Origin of the sequence: Tunturibacter psychrotolerans, from assembly GCF_040359615.1 — a bacterium.
Classification (GTDB): Bacteria; Acidobacteriota; Terriglobia; order Terriglobales; family Acidobacteriaceae; genus Edaphobacter; species Edaphobacter psychrotolerans.
Genome location: NZ_CP132942.1, coordinates 636,237 through 652,272 on the forward strand (window position 1 = coordinate 636,237; position 16,036 = coordinate 652,272).

Sequence of the window (16,036 nt, forward strand, 5' to 3'; positions counted from 1 at the left end):
TGGTGGTCCTCCAGGAAGTGGAGGAAGAATAGCAGATATCACCGATCGGCCGCGCGGATGAGATTCTTCTCGGGGGCCTTAGCCTTAGCTCTTGCGGAGCTGCCGACGCACCCACAGGGTACCGAGATACAGCAACGTCACCAGTAACACTAGTACACCTACAGGGAGTCCGACCCGGCTGTAAGTCAGCGAAAAATCGACTGCGTGGTGCGTTGCCGTGTTGTAAAGGAGAATGCCGACGATCGCGCAGAAGGTTGCCGCGAAGAAAGCCGCAAATCCCAACGCGAAGCTCATCAAGAGGCTGGTAAACCAGCCGAGGTCTCCCAAGGGAACACCAAATAAGTAGCCCGCGCCGAAGGTTCGAGGCGAGGCCGAGCTTCCGTTCTGCGATGCTTGCGCCATACCAGTAGAATACTGCTTTATGGCAGAAGGTGTTCAGAACGAGTTGCTACAGGCGACACAGGTGATCCGCGATGCGGAGGTGCGACATGCGCCGAACGGCATACGTTACGCGGCATTCGGCGATAACAATCTGGAGGAGAAGGACCTCGCGCGCATGGTTCAGGCGGTGCCAACCGCTGTCTCCGGTGCGATCTCGCGCAAGACCTACTATTTTGTTCCACTGGCTCTAAGTGAGGCCAGGGGGAGTGAATCCACCATGGTTGCACCTGCCTATACCCCGGAGTTGGGGGACCAAGCGATTTGCCATCGAAACGTAACGCACGATGGCACAGAGGGCATCTTCATCTCTACCCGCCTGCTTGGAGATCGCTTCGCGCTTGCTTTTGAATTTTTTATCAACGTTGGTCATGCCTTCGTCGATGCGATCGGAGTTCCCCAAACCTTTGAGCAGTTGGTCTGGGGGCAGGCATTGGCGGATGTTCGGGGCGAAACCAGTCAGGATGCCTGGGAGAACCGCGGTCTGGCGCTTGGCGGGAAGACGGAACAGACTGAGGTGAAGCCGGTAATCGACGAGAAGGCAAAAACTGCCTTCCTCGAATCTTCCTTCTCAGACGCCATCGCCATTTATCAGCTGTCGCTCTCCGTGGACTTCGACTACTCCGAACTTCGTGAACGTGAGTATCCGTTGCTTGCACCGCTGGCTCTTGCGGAGCGCCTTCGCCTCGTGGCTCAGCTTTTTCCGCCCAATCCGACTTACGAATTTTCGATTCGATACCGACGGCGCGCCTGAATTCCCTGTCTCAGGCGACCTATCGACGGCTTCTCTATAACTTTGAACGCTGCCTATCTCGCAGAGAAGGGTGACGCGAACGCCTGCCGACTAGCCAGTCGAGATTACGGGAGCGAAGCTTATAATTTCGCCCGAACGGAATCGGTAGCTGGATGGAGACGCTTTATGCGTTCGATGCGGATTTCGATTGCGGCGATGGCGTTGCTGGCGGCTGATGTATGCGCCCCACAGTCGCCGAATGCACAGCTGCCAACTCCCGATTCGCCGTCGCTGGAGAACCGGCAACTTGCCGCTCCACCTACAGCGGGCTCTTCCTCGAATACACCTCTCTATCGTGAGCTGGACTTACTTCGCCGGGGCGGATTCTTCGAGGCGCCCGAGGCGCGAGTTTCGCTAAAGATCGTCGGCAAAGACGGTGTACCGCCGAGTCGTATCGAAACGACGGAATACGCTCTGATTGTGAACGGCACGCCACGGATCGGGCGGCTGCAGGCTCCAAAAAAATCGACTGATGCGGTTTCTCCCCTTGTATTGCTTGTCTTTCCGCCAAATCAGCCGGTGGTGCATGCGATCGGAGTGCGTGAAGCGACAAAATACTTTGCGTCACAACCGACTGAGGTGCTGCCGTGGCGAGTTGGAATCTTTGATTCGAATGGAAAGTTGACTCCCTTTACCAATGGGAGATCGCAACTGTTGGTGAATCTGGGATTCGTGAGCCACGCGGTCGAGCCCTTTCAGTACACCGGGGATCGGTCGATGGTTGGTAGTCAACCGGCGGGTGGAAGCTGGTTGGTGAAGGCGGAAGATGCGGTCAGCCTGATGCAGCGGTTTGATGGGCCAAAGGTTGTTCTGGCAATGAATCCTTTGGCGGAGTCGATGTATGGCCTCAACGATCAGATGTTCGCGCATGATGGACCTGAAGCTCTGGTCGATGTGGCGAAACATGTGGGAGCTCATATCTATGTTGCGAATGTGGGTGGGCCGGAGGCGTTCGTGCCGGCCGGGGGCGCCGCGGAGGACCGTCCGGCTCAGATGAATGTTCCATCATCGAATGGCGGCCCTCAACTAGGTACTGCACCTTCTATGCATATGAAATTCGATCCGCGGCTCAACAACGCGTTGGCTAATTCTGCGGCCCGCACCTCGCTGATGATGCAGACAGCAGATTCAACGCTGGGCGGCTTTGCCAACTCGCTCGACGCGCTTGCTGCGCAGCTTCATCGGGATCTTGATGAGACCTATTCGCTTAACTTTGATATGACTGCCGCGGATCGCGACCATGGAGTTCCCACCGTGGAGGTGAAGTTTGCGGATCACAATCTACGTGCGTCAATTATGGAGGTTTCACCTGTTGGGACTACCTCGGAGGCAAACCGCGAGGCGGTTTCCAAGGTGTTGGTGGATAAGGTCAGAAAGGCGACTATAAAGCCTGTGAGTTCGACGGATTTTCGAATTACGCAACACGTCGATTACTTTCCTCTGCGCTCGGGGCTTGAGCCGTTACTTCCTATGAGCGCGCTCGTCGAGTGGACGGGAGTTGGACGGGGTCCAGCACGGCTCTCCGTCGTCGAATCGGTGGACGACGTCAACCTCTCGACTCCTTTGATGGAGCGAGCAGCCCAGGTGAGGTGGGATGGTCACCATGTCAGCTGGGAGAGAGATGGAAATTTGCATCCTGGTCAATATCTTTGGCGCATAGCGGTTCACGACGGGAATGGAACCGTGTTTGCCTCGGCGGAACAGAAGATTAATGTCAGCCTGCCTCGAGAGACTAGTGTCGAGGTGAGCAGCCTGGTCATCGGGAAATCCTGCCGCGAACAGGTCGGATCGGTGGATGGGTTGAGACGGCGAACGACCGACAATCACGATGATGTTCCTCCGGTTTCGCAGATTGATCCGATGCGTGCGGTGGATTGCCGAATTAAACCTGAGGCTTCGGATAGGTTCGCATCCACGGACCGGCTTCATGCATTTGTGAGGATTTATCCTTCCGAAAAGATCGACAAACACAAACCCGAAAGCTGGACTGCGAAATTTACTCTTCGGTCCAGGACGAATCCTGTTGCAACGGAGAAAGAGACTCCTTTCCGAGTCGATTCGGGGTCGGGGTATCTTGCGTACATTGAGATGTCACTGGATACGCCGGGTATGGATCCAGGCCAGTACACACTGGATGTCGTCACGCGAGGTCCGGGAATTCGCAAAGAGCTGAAAGAGTCTCGCTCAATTTCTATTCAACAGCCGGTTTCCAATCATGAAACAGACGCGGAAGGGGCGCGTAAAGCGACGAATTGAGGTCATGAGACCGAATCAGGTGAAAAACATCTAATCGGTATTTGAGGAGTCACAGAAATGCCTGCAATCCGAACCTGCAAACAGTGTGGCCAAAAAAATCGTGTTGCTGCAAATCACCTCTCTGACACGGGCCGTTGCGGTGCGTGTAAGACGCCTCTGCCACCGGTCGATGAACCTCTGCAGGTAGATGCAACTCTTTTCGACGAAATCGTTAGTACATCTCGCGTGCCGATTCTCGTAGACTTTTGGGCGGAGTGGTGTGGGCCGTGTCACGCCGCTGCTCCAGAGGTGGCGCGCACGGCAAAGGACATGGCTGGACAAGCCCTTGTGTTGAAAGTTGATACTGACAAACATCAGCAACTAGCCGCGAGGTTCAACGTGCGTGGTATCCCAAACTTCGCTATCTTCTCTGCCGGAAAACTTGTGAAACAACAGGCCGGCGTGGTCGGGCACGACGTGATGGAGGGATGGCTGCGATCTGCTGCACCGGCTCCGACCACTTGAGGGGCCGGACTCGTATACTTGGCGCTGCGTAATCGCGCGAAGGTACGACTCGATGAAGCTGATCTTTCTATACGGTTTGCCCGCAACGGGAAAACTTACAGTAGCACGCGAGCTGGCCGCGATGACCGGCTACAAACTCTTCCACAACCATCTCACAGTCGATCTGCTTCTGTCGGTCTTCGAGTTCGGCTCACCAGCCTTCGTCGCACTACGAGAAGAGATCTGGCTGTCCGTCTTCGATCAGGCGGGTTCGAGTCAGGTGCCTGGACTCGTTTTCACCTTTGCACCCGAACCGACGGTGCAACCCGGCTTCCTAAAAAACGTGGCCGCTACAGTCGAAAAGAGAGGTGGGGAGGTGGATTTTGTTGAACTTGTCTGCCCACGTAGCGAACTCAGACGACGTCTCAGTAACTCATCACGGCTTGAGCATAGCAAGCTGACTTCGGTTACGATTTTCGATCAAATTTATTCGACTCGAGAATTTGATGGATATTCGTTACCTAGGCCCAGGCTCTCGATTGACACGAGTCTTTGTACTGCCGCACATGCAGCCGCAAAGATAGCCGAGGTCCTCGAACTCGATCTTTCACTGACCTGACTCCGTCGACGGGACAGAAACCCCCATGAAGGGAGAGGCTCTTATCTTTTAGTGTGTGGTGGAAACGGAGGTTAGCTTGTAACTGATGTGAAACTTCAGGTCGCCGGTTCACCAGTCACGGCTATGATGAGGGATTCGGCCGCAGTCCCCTTCGGTGAGGTAGCAGCGAAGGATTCCAAAAACCACAGTAGCTCCGGCACCGATAATCATGAATAGAACGCCTGTCGTAATTCTTCCCGTGAAATAAGGAAAGAGGAACACAATAACTCCCGCATACATCAGAATCGTTAATACGGTTCTCGTCATGCGCTTCGTCATTTCTTTACCCCCTACTTATCCGGCAGCCGAACTCTTTGGCAGAACCATCATGCCCGTCTTACTGTTCGTCTCCGACTCAGACGCGAATCCGCTTTTGAGCGGGTCCGCACCAGCGGTATTGCACATCCTACTCGACGAAATCGACCTTTGCCAGAGTTTTTAGCGTTGGAAGCACCGTACTGCAACTAATGTCGTTGATTTAGGAGGGGTATTCGCGCCACGAGTGTTTAGCCAGTCACAATTCCCATCGCTAGAACTGCGCAAAAGACTGCACTCACATCCTCGATAAGTGCCACGGGCCAATCTTTGCCGCCGCGTCTGGCCACGATCTCTCGCCGAATCAGAAAGCTAGCAAAGGTGCCGACTAGAGCGCCAGCCACACACAAGATGACCCCTTCCATTCCAGATCCGTTCAGTCCCGCAGCAGTGATCGCGCCGATCAAGCCGGCAACTACCAGCCTTGCAACTAACGGAAACGGGGCTGTCCTATTGGGTGTTTTCGGAAGCTTGTCAGCGATGTATTCCCCTATCGCAAGCATCGAAAAGATGATCGCTGTTATGAGTTTTCCGCTCCAGGCTGCCCAATTGTCGTCTACCGAAAGATGGCCTGCATAAGCGAACCAGCAAAGCACCGCCATCGCGGTCATCGTCCGCATCCCTGTCACGAGGCCCAAGAGGGGGATGGCGAACAACCAGGTCATCATTTGCATCGCCATAAAATCCCCCTTCATTCGAATGCTCGAAAGTTAGCGGAATGGCCAGGATGTTTCAGGCACGCCCTCTACTCATCGACTCAGTGTTAGCCTTTCAATCGAAAACTATACTCGCAGATCGCTTTTTGACGAGGGCTTATGAATCATTATTTGCAATGCTGTATATCGCCCTATTTGTCTCGCAGCCAACCGTACAGGGGGAAATTCTCCGCCATTTCCAATACTTGACCGCGGATTTGTCGAAGCTTCGTGACGTCGGTCCGATGTTCGAGAGCTTGAGCAATCCAGCCTGCGATGATGCGCATCTCCGGCTCTTTCATGCCTCTGGTGGTCAACGCTGGTGTTCCGATCCTGATACCGCTGGGTTTCATGGGCGGGTTGGTGTCGTAGGGGATTGCGTTCTTGTTGACGGTGATTCCGGCCTCTCCCAGCGCGTGTTCCGCTTCAGAGCCCAGCATCCCCTTCTGGAAGACATCGATCAGCAGGACATGTGTGTCGGTGCCGCCGGAGATGATGCGATATCCTTCCACAGCGATTGCTTCTGCGAGGACTTTGGCATTGATTACGACCTGTTTGGCGTAGGTCGCAAACTCCGGTGCGAGCGCCTCTTTGAAGGCTACGGCTTTTGCGGCGACGATGTGGATGAGGGGGCCGCCCTGCTGGCCTGGGAAGACGCTTCGGTCAATGCCTGCGGCAAGATCCTGATTGCATAGAATCATGCCGGAGCGCGGTCCGCGTAGGGTTTTGTGGGTGGTGGTGGTGACTACGTGGGCGTGGGGGACGGGGGATGGGTGAGCGCCGCCTGCAACGAGGCCGGCGAAGTGGGCCATATCGACCATGAGGTAGGCTCCTACTTTGTCGGCGATGGCTCGCATGCGGGGAAAGTCGAACTGGCGCGGGTAGGCGCTGCCACCACTTACGATTACCTTGGGTTTTTCGCGGATCGCCGTGGCTTCTAATTCGTCGTAGTCGACGGTTTCGGTGTCTTTGCGGACCTGGTAGCCGACGATTCTGTAGAGTTTGCCTGAGAAATTGAGTTTGTGGCCGTGGGTGAGGTGGCCGCCGTGGGCCAGATCGAGACCTAGAATGCAGTCGCCTGGGTTGAGGAGGGTCATGTAGGCGGCGGCGTTGGCCTGGGAGCCGGAGTGGGGCTGGACGTTGGCGTGGTCGGCGTTGAAGAGCTGCTTTGCGCGGGCGCGGGCGATGTCTTCGACGATGTCGGCGTACTCGCAGCCGCCGTAGTAGCGCTTTCCGGGGTATCCCTCTGCGTATTTGTTGGTGAAAACGGTGCCTGCGGCCTCTAAAACCGCGCGGCTTACGAAGTTTTCAGAGGCAATCATCTCGAGGCCTTCGTGCTGGCGCTTTATCTCGTTTTGAATCTGTGCGGCAATCTCGGGGTCGGCGGTGGCCAGCGGGGCATTCAGGTCGATGGGCATGGGGTTATTTTATGTCACTGTTTTTGGATTTTTTTTGTGGGTGGTGTTGGGTGGCTGGTTTCGTGGTTTTACGGTGTTTTGAGGGGCGTTTTGGAAAAAGAGGGCGTTTGGGTGTGGTGTTTTGATGGTGAGTTTGTGGTGGAATGCGTGGTTGATGTGGTGGCGAAGCAATGAACTTTTTGGCGTCAAAAAATGCGCCATGATTTTGAACTTTATTTTCAGCCGGTGTTATGTCTCGAGTGGTTGGTTGCCCTGGAAAACTCTATAATTTTTGCGGGTTTTGGATTTGATTTCGATTCTGAACAAATAAGGTTTTTGGGCGGGCATCCATTCGTCTGTCGTTGGCGTTCTTATATTCAGCAAGGGTTTAAATAGACAGAAGAGGAAAGGATCAGTATGCAGACCTTATATATTGGAATCGCGTTTTCGACGATGGTGATTCTTCCGCTTCTTGTCGCCAAGTGGAACGGGACCCGCAACGAAGACTTCCGCGCCTTTATGCGCAGAGTAGAGTAGCTGGTTTCGTGCAGTGAAAAACTGATGTTCAGGAAGCCCCGAATGAGAGACGAGGTGGTTCTCTCATTCGGGGCTTTTCTGTGCGCTCGTGAAGCGCCGGACCTAGTTCTGGGTTAAGGTCGCCAGCGCAGTGGAGTGGGCCTGTGCCTTTGCAAAAGCTGACTTCATCATCAGCGCCGCCTTGGACGGGAGGCAGTGGCACACGGATTCGCTTGAGTCGCTGTGCCGGGGCGGGGTTTGGGCACCGATGGCTACTACGACTAGAAAGACGGCTATGAAGATGGCGAGACGCCGGGTGGCGTGATCGTCGGACGGACGATACGGAGGCTGTGTCATGGGATGACCCTCTGAGAGGAGTATACGAAGGTTGGGTGGTTGGGGTTCCATAATATTTTGAGAATCTGATGAGGAGCAATGTCGGTTCGTTTGGAAGAGGAAAATCGTGCTGTTGCCGTGAGTTTCGATGAAACACGAAGAAGTCATGTAGAATCGCGGGCGCAACCGGTAGACGTGCCACGCGTCCCCTAAGTGCTTCTGTACACAGTGCAACGCCATAGGATTTTCCTGTAAGGAGAAGTCATGGAGCGTTCCAGCATTTGTCTCACAGCCCCAGCCGCAATCCTCCTCGCCGGGTTTCTAACCGGCTGCCAGCCGCAAAAAGCCCCTGAAGAGGCTCGTGCACCGCCACCAGCCCGTCCAGCGGCTGCCCAGATCGCAGGTACCCCCTCCGGTACAGTGATGACGCCGGAGTATGTCGCTGCTGTGGGACGATTTGCCTACATCTGGGGCTGGCCGCTGGTGAACAATCTCAACCGAGCTCTTGGCGTCAAAGATCTTCCCGGCCCGGGCCGCGTCGGCGGAGTCGTTCCCGCGGCCCCTCCCGGCCGCATCTCCATGCTTACCGACTACATCAGCGCCGAGGAACGCTTCGTCACCTGTCCCAACCAGGACACCGTCTACGGCGCCGGTTTCCAACACGTCGATACCATTCCAGTCGTTGTTCAGGTGCCCGACTTCGGCGGTCGATTCTTCACCTATCAGATTGCAGACGCCCGTACGAACTCCTTCGGCAATATTGGAAAGCAGTACGGAACCAAATCCGGCTTCTATCTCGTGGTCGGTCCCAACTGGAGGGGCAGCGTCCCGCACGGCATAACCGGAGTTCTGCAGTCGCCAACTGATCTCGTCGCTATCTTCCCCCGTGTCTTTCAGGACGACACCCCCGAGGACAAAGCTGCGATCCAGCCGCTTCTTAACCAGATCGTCGTCTACCCGCTCTCCGAGTTCGATGGAAAGATGAAGACGATGGACTGGAAGAGCACACCTTCCTTTCCTGCTCCTCCATCGACCGGCGGCGAGACGAAGTGGGTGGTCCCGGAAAAATTCTTCGATGAGCTTGCTGTCATCCTCAAACAGGTTCCACCGATGCCCGGCGAAGAATCTCTCTACGCCAACTTCCAGTCTGTCCTGGACGCGGCAGCAAAAGATCCGAAGCTGAAGCAGACTCTGACGCAGACTGCGGTTGCCGCGGAGAAAGATCTCGTTAGTCCGCTGTTCGACTTCCACATGAACGGACGCCCAATCGGCAATGGCTGGAACTCACCTTCCAACGGAGCCAACTGGGGTTATGACTATCTCTCGCGCACGGCGACCGCAAGATCGAACATGTACGACAACGCGCCGCAGGAGACCCGCTATATCTACACGGACTTCGACTCCAGCGGCCAGCGGCTCAACGGTGCTCATGGTTACACCGTCACCTTCCCAGCGGGACAAACACCGCCTGTTGACGGCTTCTGGTCGCTCACGCTCTATAACAAGGAACATCTCTTCTCGCCGAACTCGCTCGGCCGCTTCTCGCTTGGAACGAAGAGCAAGTCGATGAAGCAGAACCCTGACGGTTCGCTTACCATCTACGTCCAGAACGCGTCACCCGGTGCTGATAAGCAGGACAACTGGATTCCCGCGCCGAAGGATAACTTCTCTCTTTACATCCGTGCTTATTGGCCTAAAGAAGAGATCACGAGCGGGAAGTGGATTCCGCCGCTCGTGAAAACGGCTCACTGATTCTGTAACTCTCGATGTCATCCACACTCATTGGAGAAAGGACATCATGAATTCCCATCGCGTGCCACTCGTTCTTGCAGCCAGCGTTCTCGCCTCGTCACTTACCGCATGCGAACAGAAGAACGTAGGAGCTCCCGTGAACACCTCCACTCAAAGCAACACACCCGCCACTGACCTCCTCCACTCCCGCGCCGTCGAGGCCGTGATCTGGGGAATGCCCGCCGTCAACTACGATCTGATGTATCAGGCTATGGTCAATCAGGCCCACGGCGGCTTCAACCAGATCGTCTACTGGTCGAAGCTCTCGACGTGGAAGAACCAGACCCTGACTCCCAATCCCGACGCCATCTACATCATGCCGTTCTTCAACACGAAGGAGGTCGGTCCCATGGTGCTCGAGATTCCTCCCGCCGACAACGGCACCATCGTCGGTTCCATCGACGACTGCTGGCAGACCGCAATCGAAGACGTCGGCCCCGCCGGTGTCGACAAGGGCAAGGGCGGCAAATACCTGATCCTGCCGCCAGACTACAAAGGCAAGCCGCCAGCCGGATACTTCCCCATGCCCGCTTCCACCTATAAGAGCTACGCTCTTCTTCGCTCCAACCCCAAGAGCGGCAGCGAGGCTGATATTGCCAGTGCCGTCGACTACGCCAAACGCATCAAGATCTACCCGCTTTCGCAGGCCGCGCATCCACCCGAAACCAAGTGGAACGACGCCATAGACGTCGTCTTCGACTCCACCATCCCCTATGACGACCGCTTCTTTCAATCGCTCAATCGCGTCGTCCAGATCGAACCCTGGATCGAGCGCGACCGTGGCATGATCGATCAGCTCAAGACCATCGGGATCGAGAAGGGCAAGCCTTTCAACCCCGACGCAGCCACAACCCAGACCTTCAAATCCGCTGCGGCTGATGCCCACGTGTGGCTCGCCTCCGAGTACGAGAAGGCCTACACAACGCCCTTTTATCCCGGCACACATTGGGCTTTTCCCGTCTCGCCGGACATGGCGAAGTCGGTTCAGGCGAACTACAGTATCCCCAACATCTATCCCGTCGACGCTCGCGGCACCACGTACAGCTTTGTCTTCTTCAGCGCCAAGCATCTCGGCGCCGGACAGTTCTACCTTTTGGCCATCAAAGACAAGAACGACCAGCGCTTCAACGGAGCCTCGACCTACAAGCTCACCCTTCCACCCAATCCTCCGGTCAAGCAGTACTGGTCGGTCACTGTCTACGACGGCGAAACCCACGCCTTCTTCCACAACGTTCCGCGACAAAGCGCTTCCTCGCAGAATCCCGGACTACAAAAGAATCCCGATGGCTCTGTGGATGTTTACTTTGGGCCAAAGGCTCCGGCCGGCAAAGAGAGCAACTGGGTTCCCACTGACCCGAACCGTGGATTCGAGCTTCTGTTCCGCGCCTATGGTCCCACCGACGCCTTCTTCCAGAAGACCTGGGCATTGCCCGATGTTGAAAAGCAGTGACGCGTCGAGAGGCGCAGAAGAGCCTTATCACTTCCGATAAGCCGAACTTATCGGGGCTGACAGCGCATGGTTGTGACACAACTCATTGACCGTGGTTCCCATCTACACCAGAGATAGCACGTGGGGTGGACCCTGATTCGAATCCCCGATCTTCCTACCCCTGGTGGTATCCGGCCCATGAACACTCTCTTCCTGAAGCAGCTTCGCATTCAATTTGTTTTTTTCCTTCTGCTGGCCTGGATGTTGCAAACGGCCGCACAAGCTGACCCAGTTCCTGCGCGCACGGTGGCAGGCACGATTCACGGCTTCCTTGAACTGCGCTCCGAGGATGGACAAGTGGTCGCTTCAGGGGACAGCGTTCAGACTGTGCGGGGCAACCGCGTTACGTCGCGAACGATCTTCCGTTTCAAGGATGGCTCGACTGACGACGAGACGACGGTCTCCACGCAACGCCATACGATCCAACTGATCAGCGACCACCACATCCAGAAAGGGCCTTCTTTTCCTCATCCGATGGATATGATGGTTGACGTCCAAACGGGGCAGGTCACGGTGCGTACCACGGGGAAGGATGGGAAGGAAGAGGTGAAGACCGATCATCTCGATGTGCCAGCGGATCTGTCGAATGGATTGGTTCCGGTAGTGCTCCAAAATCTGACATCGACCTCTCCTGTGACGACCCTCACTATGGTGGTTGCCACACCGAAGCCGAGGCTGGTGAAACTCTTGATCTCCAACGTGGGGGACGATAAATGCTTTGTTGCCGGCGCTTCGCGGAAGGCGATCCACTATGACATCAAGATCGACCTTGGTGGAGTCGCGGGCGTGGTGGCGCCGATCATCGGTAAGGCGCCTCCTAATATTCAGATATGGACTATCGGCGGCGAGGCCACAACGTTTGCGCGAGAAGTAGGGCCTCTCTACGCAGAGGGACCCTTGATGACGATCCAGCTGGCCAGTCCGACTTGGCCGGATGCGGCGAAGTCTGCCCGTTAGCTTTGGTGGGCGCATGTTGGAGATGACAGGATGAGAAGCAGGTTCCTCCACTCCACTTCGCGCCCTGATCAGAGTGACAGGTGTTGGAAATCCTGTTGCTCCTCCCTGTAGTTGGACGAATTCGATGTCAGCGTTAGCGTGAGCTGCCGATCGCTTTGGAAGCGGCACCGGCGGGTCGGGACCATGCCGCGAATCCGAGTGCGGCGATGTAGACATAGCAGACCGCAGGGATCAGGAACGATAGCTGTAATCCGACTTGGTCTGCGAGTCTTCCGGTAGCCAAGGGGATTAGAGCACCGCCTACGATGGCGGCGATCATGACGCTTGACCCCTTGCTTGTCAGGTGGCCTAAGCCTTGTATTCCAAGGGTGAAGATCGAAGGAAACATGGTGGAGTTGCAGAAGCCGACGGCAAGAAGAGCGAACATGGCGAGGTGACCGTGGGTAGCGACTGCCGTGATCACGAGAACGAGAGCTGCAAAGGCTGAAAACCCAAGGAGACGGCCTGTGGAGAGACGTGTCAGCGCAGCGGAGCCGATGAATCGTCCGACCATTGCTCCGCCCCAATAGACCATGAGGTAGTTTGCGGCGTCTGCGGCGTGCAGGTTGGCGATAGTGGGAAGGCCCATGAAGTTGACGAGGAGACTTCCGATGGAAACTTCCGCTCCGACGTAGGTGAAGATTCCTAAAGCTCCTGCCCAGAGCCATTTGTGTCTCCAGATACTGTCGTTACTGGCGGCTGCGTACTCACTGGGACGAAAGTCACGAGTCGCTTCTGCGGCGGCTTGCTGCGGCTTGAGCGAGATCGAGGCTAATCCGACTGCCAAAAGGAACAATACTATCGCCATGCCGATGTAAGGCAGCCGAACGGTGGACGCTTCGGTGGCGCGGTAGAGCCGTCGTGCTGCCTCGGACATCTGGTGAAGCCGCTCGGGGGTGACCGGGTTTGCGTTGCGGAGAATGAATCTGGCTCCGAGGAATGGGGCGATGAAGGTTCCGACAGAGTTGAATGCCTGAGCGAGATTCAGGCGGCTGGATGCGGTCGCCGGAGGCCCGACGATGGTGACGTAAGGATTTGCGGCGACCTGGACGGTTGTCATGCCGGCAGCAAGGATTACGAGCGCAGCCAGGAATACGCCGAAGATGGCATAGTTTGCGGCTGGAAGAAAACCGAGTGCTCCGACGGCCATGATGAGGAGGCCACTGACCATGGCCCGCTTGTACCCGAATAGATCGACGAGCTTGCCGCCTGGATAGCTGAAGATGAAGTAGGAAGAGAAAAAGGCGAATTGGACCAGCATCGCCTGGCCGTAGGAGAGGTCGAAGATGCTCTTCAGGTGGGGGATGATGACGTCGTTGAGGCAGGTGAGGAAACCGACCATGAAGAAAAGGGCGGTCGCGACAGACATCGCACGTACATCGGTTTTCGCTACAACCGTCTCCGAACGATTTACTGCTGAAGCTGTCTTTGCTTGCAGTCCCATTTCTCTCCCAAACATTCCCCTGAGCAGCCTGTTGAACGAGATGATACCGATTGATTTTTCTTAGAAGCGATCTGGCACGGACGAAGTATCTCAAACACTACTGGCGGAGTAAGTTCGTTGATGCTCGGCGTGACGACTGACCTCTCGTTCGACACTGCCACATCATTCATCACCGCCTCCTGAGTGTTCGTGGACACAGAAGGAACGATAGTGAATCCGACAGATGTTTAGTTGCCCTTAGGTAGCAAAAACTGATACCGAAGTCTCATCGGCGCTAGCGCGCGTTGACCGGCGCGTGAGACTGGAGGGATGGGGCCGTTTTTGTTTGCGCGAGGCGCTTGAAGGATTGGTAGATGAAGGAGCCTAGATACCAGCCGTCGAGATACTTGTAAGGGGTTTCGCCCGTGGTGTAGTGGCCGCAGGGGAGCACCTTCGAGACGTAGTCGATCTTGAGGGCGTCGAAGTTGGTTAGCACGTCTAACGAATATTTCAGCGGGAAGGTTAGGTCGTAGGTCGCGTGGACTACGAGGACTCGCTTGGGTTTGGTGGCGAAGCGGTCCATGTAGGACATGGGGCTGACGATGGAGAAGATCTCGCGGACCTGATCCTGCGTGAGGCCGGCTTGCTCGAAGGCTGCGCGGATGTGGCGGGTGCTCTGGCCGGCCCATACGACGTCTCCAAACCAGGTGGAGGCGTGGTTGAAGGCGCAGACCTGGAGGCGCTGGTCGAAGGCGGCGGCGATGAAGGCGTAGCAACTGCCGAGGCTGGTGCCTAAGACGCCGAACTGTTCGTAGCCTTGGGTTTCGAGCCAGTCGATGCAGCTTCGGATATCGACTACGGCCTGACGGCAGGCTTCGGTGGTGCGGCCTACGTTGGCACTGACGGCGTAGTCGGAGCGCTCAAGCTCGGCTGGGCGGCGGACGTCGTGGTAGGGCTTGGAGAGGCGGAGGCAGGAGATGCCGAAGCTGTTGAAGAGAGTGCAGAGGGCGTTGTGGGAGAAGGCATCGGCGTTCCACTGGGGCATGACGATGATGGCCTGTTTGGGTTTGCCTTTTTGCGTGTCGGGGTGCGCCGGGTACCAGCGGGCGTTGACCTGATCGTTCTCGGGGTAGAGGGTGCGGATGGGTGAGGTGAAGCGGAGGAAGTCGGCGGCTTCGATCTCGCCGGTTTCGGCCTGGCGACGGAGCTCGGCGTCTTCCTGGAGGGTTTCGGGGCGGACGTTGGTGGGGTAGAGCTGGGGGTGGCGACGCTCGAGGCGGAAGTCGGTGGGGGTTTCGTAGCTGTAGAACTCTTCGGCGCGGACGACGATGTCGCGGTTGACGGCGGTCATGCGGTCGTAGTCGCTGAGGTGCGGGTTGGCGGCGAGGGCGAGGGGGCTGAAGTCCTGGAGCCAGTCGAAGCCCCACTCGAGGGGGCGGACGATGCGGTTGGTGTCGCGGGTGGTGAGGGCTGTCTCCCAGGAGTACATCCACTTTGCGTAAAGCCTTGAGAGCATTTATCTAGTTTACCAAGGGTTTGAGTGGAGTTTGTTGGGACTAGAATGCGGCGATGGGATGCCGCGGCTTCGTTATCGTTGTGGCTCTGGGGATGGCGATGCCTTGCGCTTTCGCGCAGAGCTCGCCCAGAGGCGCGGTGGATTCGATCCCGGTCGTGTCGGTCTGCGATATCGTCAACAATCCGCTGCAGTTCAAAGGCAGGCTGGTGGTGGTGCGTGGTCAGATCTCGACTGATCTGCAACAGCGGGATGAGTTTCGGGTGAACCAGCCCTCGTTCGGCAAAGCCTGCCGCTCCTTGTCAGCGAAGCTTCAGGGGCCGACCGATCTTGCGGCGAACAGCGCGTCTGGGACCTTCATCGGCAGGGTGGTCGTGGATACCGCGGTGAGCCGGTCGAACCTCCTCGTGGGTCGATGGACGGAATCGAAGATATTCTTCGTGATTGAGAAACTATCGGACGTGCGTGACCAGCAAGTTTGGAATGGGCTTGTGCCGGTGCGGCGGCTCTACGATAGCCAAAGCGGCTCGTTTGTCACGCCCTAGCAGGTTGGCGACTCTTTCAGCAGAACCTCCGGATCGGTGGAGACACCGCGATATTTCTTCCTGCTTGCAGGCGATTTTTACCTTCCAGTTTCGTGTTGCCGGAAATTATTGGCGTTTTGATTGTCGAAATGTCGCGGCCTGCATCAGATAGATGGAAGCATTTACAGGAATCAGGCAATTTTGACTATGGCGAAAAGGTTGTAGTCGGAGATTTTTTCCACTGGTCTCCGGATTTAGGCGAAAGTGGAAAATGTTTTCCTTCCGATTACGGGTTTGCCCTCAGGTCCTGTGGATGAATGGTCGATAAATTTGGCCCTGTTTGTTGACAATAAAGGGCCTTTTGAACCCGACGAGACTGGCATTGCGCTTGCAAGTATGCAAAACGTAGCACA

At 56.3% G+C, this 16,036-nt stretch carries 15 protein-coding genes; 8 read left to right on the forward strand and 7 right to left on the reverse strand.

Annotated features, from left to right (window positions below; translation table 11 throughout):
• Positions 1 to 84: 84 nt before the first annotated feature.
• Positions 85 to 402, reverse strand: a complete 318-nt coding sequence (locus RBB77_RS02495; RefSeq protein WP_353064607.1) for a hypothetical protein — start codon at positions 400 to 402, stop codon at positions 85 to 87.
• Positions 403 to 421: 19 nt separating this feature from the next.
• On the opposite strand from RBB77_RS02495, the gene RBB77_RS02500 reads away from it, so the two are divergent.
• The 4 genes from RBB77_RS02500 to RBB77_RS02515 all read left to right on the forward strand — a co-directional run bounded on the left by RBB77_RS02500 (position 422) and on the right by RBB77_RS02515 (position 4,589).
• Complete coding sequence (locus RBB77_RS02500) at positions 422 to 1,192, forward strand: hypothetical protein (RefSeq protein ID WP_353064608.1); 771 nt, start codon at positions 422 to 424, stop codon at positions 1,190 to 1,192.
• Positions 1,193 to 1,357: 165 nt separating this feature from the next.
• Entirely contained in the window at positions 1,358 to 3,487 is a 2,130-nt protein-coding gene (locus RBB77_RS02505; RefSeq protein ID WP_353064609.1) for a hypothetical protein, read from the forward strand.
• 57 nt (positions 3,488 to 3,544) lie between these two features.
• On the forward strand, positions 3,545 to 3,991 hold the full coding sequence (locus RBB77_RS02510; protein WP_353064610.1) for a thioredoxin family protein: 447 nt from the start codon (positions 3,545 to 3,547) through the stop codon (positions 3,989 to 3,991).
• 52 nt (positions 3,992 to 4,043) lie between these two features.
• Complete coding sequence (locus RBB77_RS02515) at positions 4,044 to 4,589, forward strand: AAA family ATPase (protein WP_353064611.1); 546 nt, start codon at positions 4,044 to 4,046, stop codon at positions 4,587 to 4,589.
• Positions 4,590 to 4,697: 108 nt separating this feature from the next.
• Here RBB77_RS02515 and RBB77_RS02520 read toward each other — a convergent pair whose 3' ends face one another.
• The 4 genes from RBB77_RS02520 to RBB77_RS02535 all read right to left on the reverse strand — a co-directional run bounded on the left by RBB77_RS02520 (position 4,698) and on the right by RBB77_RS02535 (position 7,908).
• The gene (locus tag RBB77_RS02520; protein ID WP_353064612.1) at positions 4,698 to 4,907 is read right to left on the reverse strand and encodes a hypothetical protein; all 210 of its coding nucleotides are present in this window, start codon (positions 4,905 to 4,907) and stop codon (positions 4,698 to 4,700) included.
• A 227-nt stretch (positions 4,908 to 5,134) separates the two neighbouring features.
• Positions 5,135 to 5,623 carry a DUF4126 family protein gene (locus RBB77_RS02525; protein ID WP_353064613.1) on the reverse strand — a complete coding sequence of 163 codons (489 nt, stop codon included), beginning with the start codon at positions 5,621 to 5,623 and terminating at the stop codon, positions 5,135 to 5,137.
• A gap of 167 nt (positions 5,624 to 5,790) precedes the next feature.
• Positions 5,791 to 7,056, reverse strand: a complete 1,266-nt coding sequence (gene glyA, locus RBB77_RS02530; protein ID WP_353064614.1) for a serine hydroxymethyltransferase — start codon at positions 7,054 to 7,056, stop codon at positions 5,791 to 5,793.
• 618 nt (positions 7,057 to 7,674) lie between these two features.
• Positions 7,675 to 7,908 (reverse strand): hypothetical protein, encoded by a 234-nt coding sequence (locus tag RBB77_RS02535; RefSeq protein ID WP_353064615.1) that lies wholly within the window; start codon positions 7,906 to 7,908, stop codon positions 7,675 to 7,677.
• A 243-nt stretch (positions 7,909 to 8,151) separates the two neighbouring features.
• Here RBB77_RS02535 and RBB77_RS02540 point away from each other — a divergent pair, with 243 nt between their 5' ends.
• The 3 genes from RBB77_RS02540 (at position 8,152) to RBB77_RS02550 (ending at position 12,124) form a co-directional block, all read left to right on the forward strand.
• Positions 8,152 to 9,639 (forward strand): DUF1254 domain-containing protein, encoded by a 1,488-nt coding sequence (locus RBB77_RS02540; RefSeq protein WP_353064616.1) that lies wholly within the window; start codon positions 8,152 to 8,154, stop codon positions 9,637 to 9,639.
• Between the two features lie 46 nt (positions 9,640 to 9,685).
• Positions 9,686 to 11,128 (forward strand): DUF1254 domain-containing protein, encoded by a 1,443-nt coding sequence (locus RBB77_RS02545; protein ID WP_353064617.1) that lies wholly within the window; start codon positions 9,686 to 9,688, stop codon positions 11,126 to 11,128.
• Between the two features lie 177 nt (positions 11,129 to 11,305).
• Positions 11,306 to 12,124, forward strand: coding sequence for a hypothetical protein (locus RBB77_RS02550; RefSeq protein WP_353064618.1), 819 nt, complete (start codon positions 11,306 to 11,308; stop codon positions 12,122 to 12,124).
• A gap of 133 nt (positions 12,125 to 12,257) precedes the next feature.
• Here RBB77_RS02550 and RBB77_RS02555 read toward each other — a convergent pair whose 3' ends face one another.
• Positions 12,258 to 13,607, reverse strand: a complete 1,350-nt coding sequence (locus RBB77_RS02555; protein ID WP_353064619.1) for a sugar MFS transporter — start codon at positions 13,605 to 13,607, stop codon at positions 12,258 to 12,260.
• Between the two features lie 274 nt (positions 13,608 to 13,881).
• The gene (locus tag RBB77_RS02560; protein WP_353064620.1) at positions 13,882 to 15,102 is read right to left on the reverse strand and encodes an alpha/beta hydrolase family protein; all 1,221 of its coding nucleotides are present in this window, start codon (positions 15,100 to 15,102) and stop codon (positions 13,882 to 13,884) included.
• A 53-nt stretch (positions 15,103 to 15,155) separates the two neighbouring features.
• Between RBB77_RS02560 and RBB77_RS02565 the strand changes: the two genes are divergently transcribed.
• The gene (locus tag RBB77_RS02565) at positions 15,156 to 15,644 is read left to right on the forward strand and encodes a hypothetical protein (RefSeq protein WP_353064621.1); all 489 of its coding nucleotides are present in this window, start codon (positions 15,156 to 15,158) and stop codon (positions 15,642 to 15,644) included.
• Positions 15,645 to 16,036 lie beyond the last annotated feature (392 nt).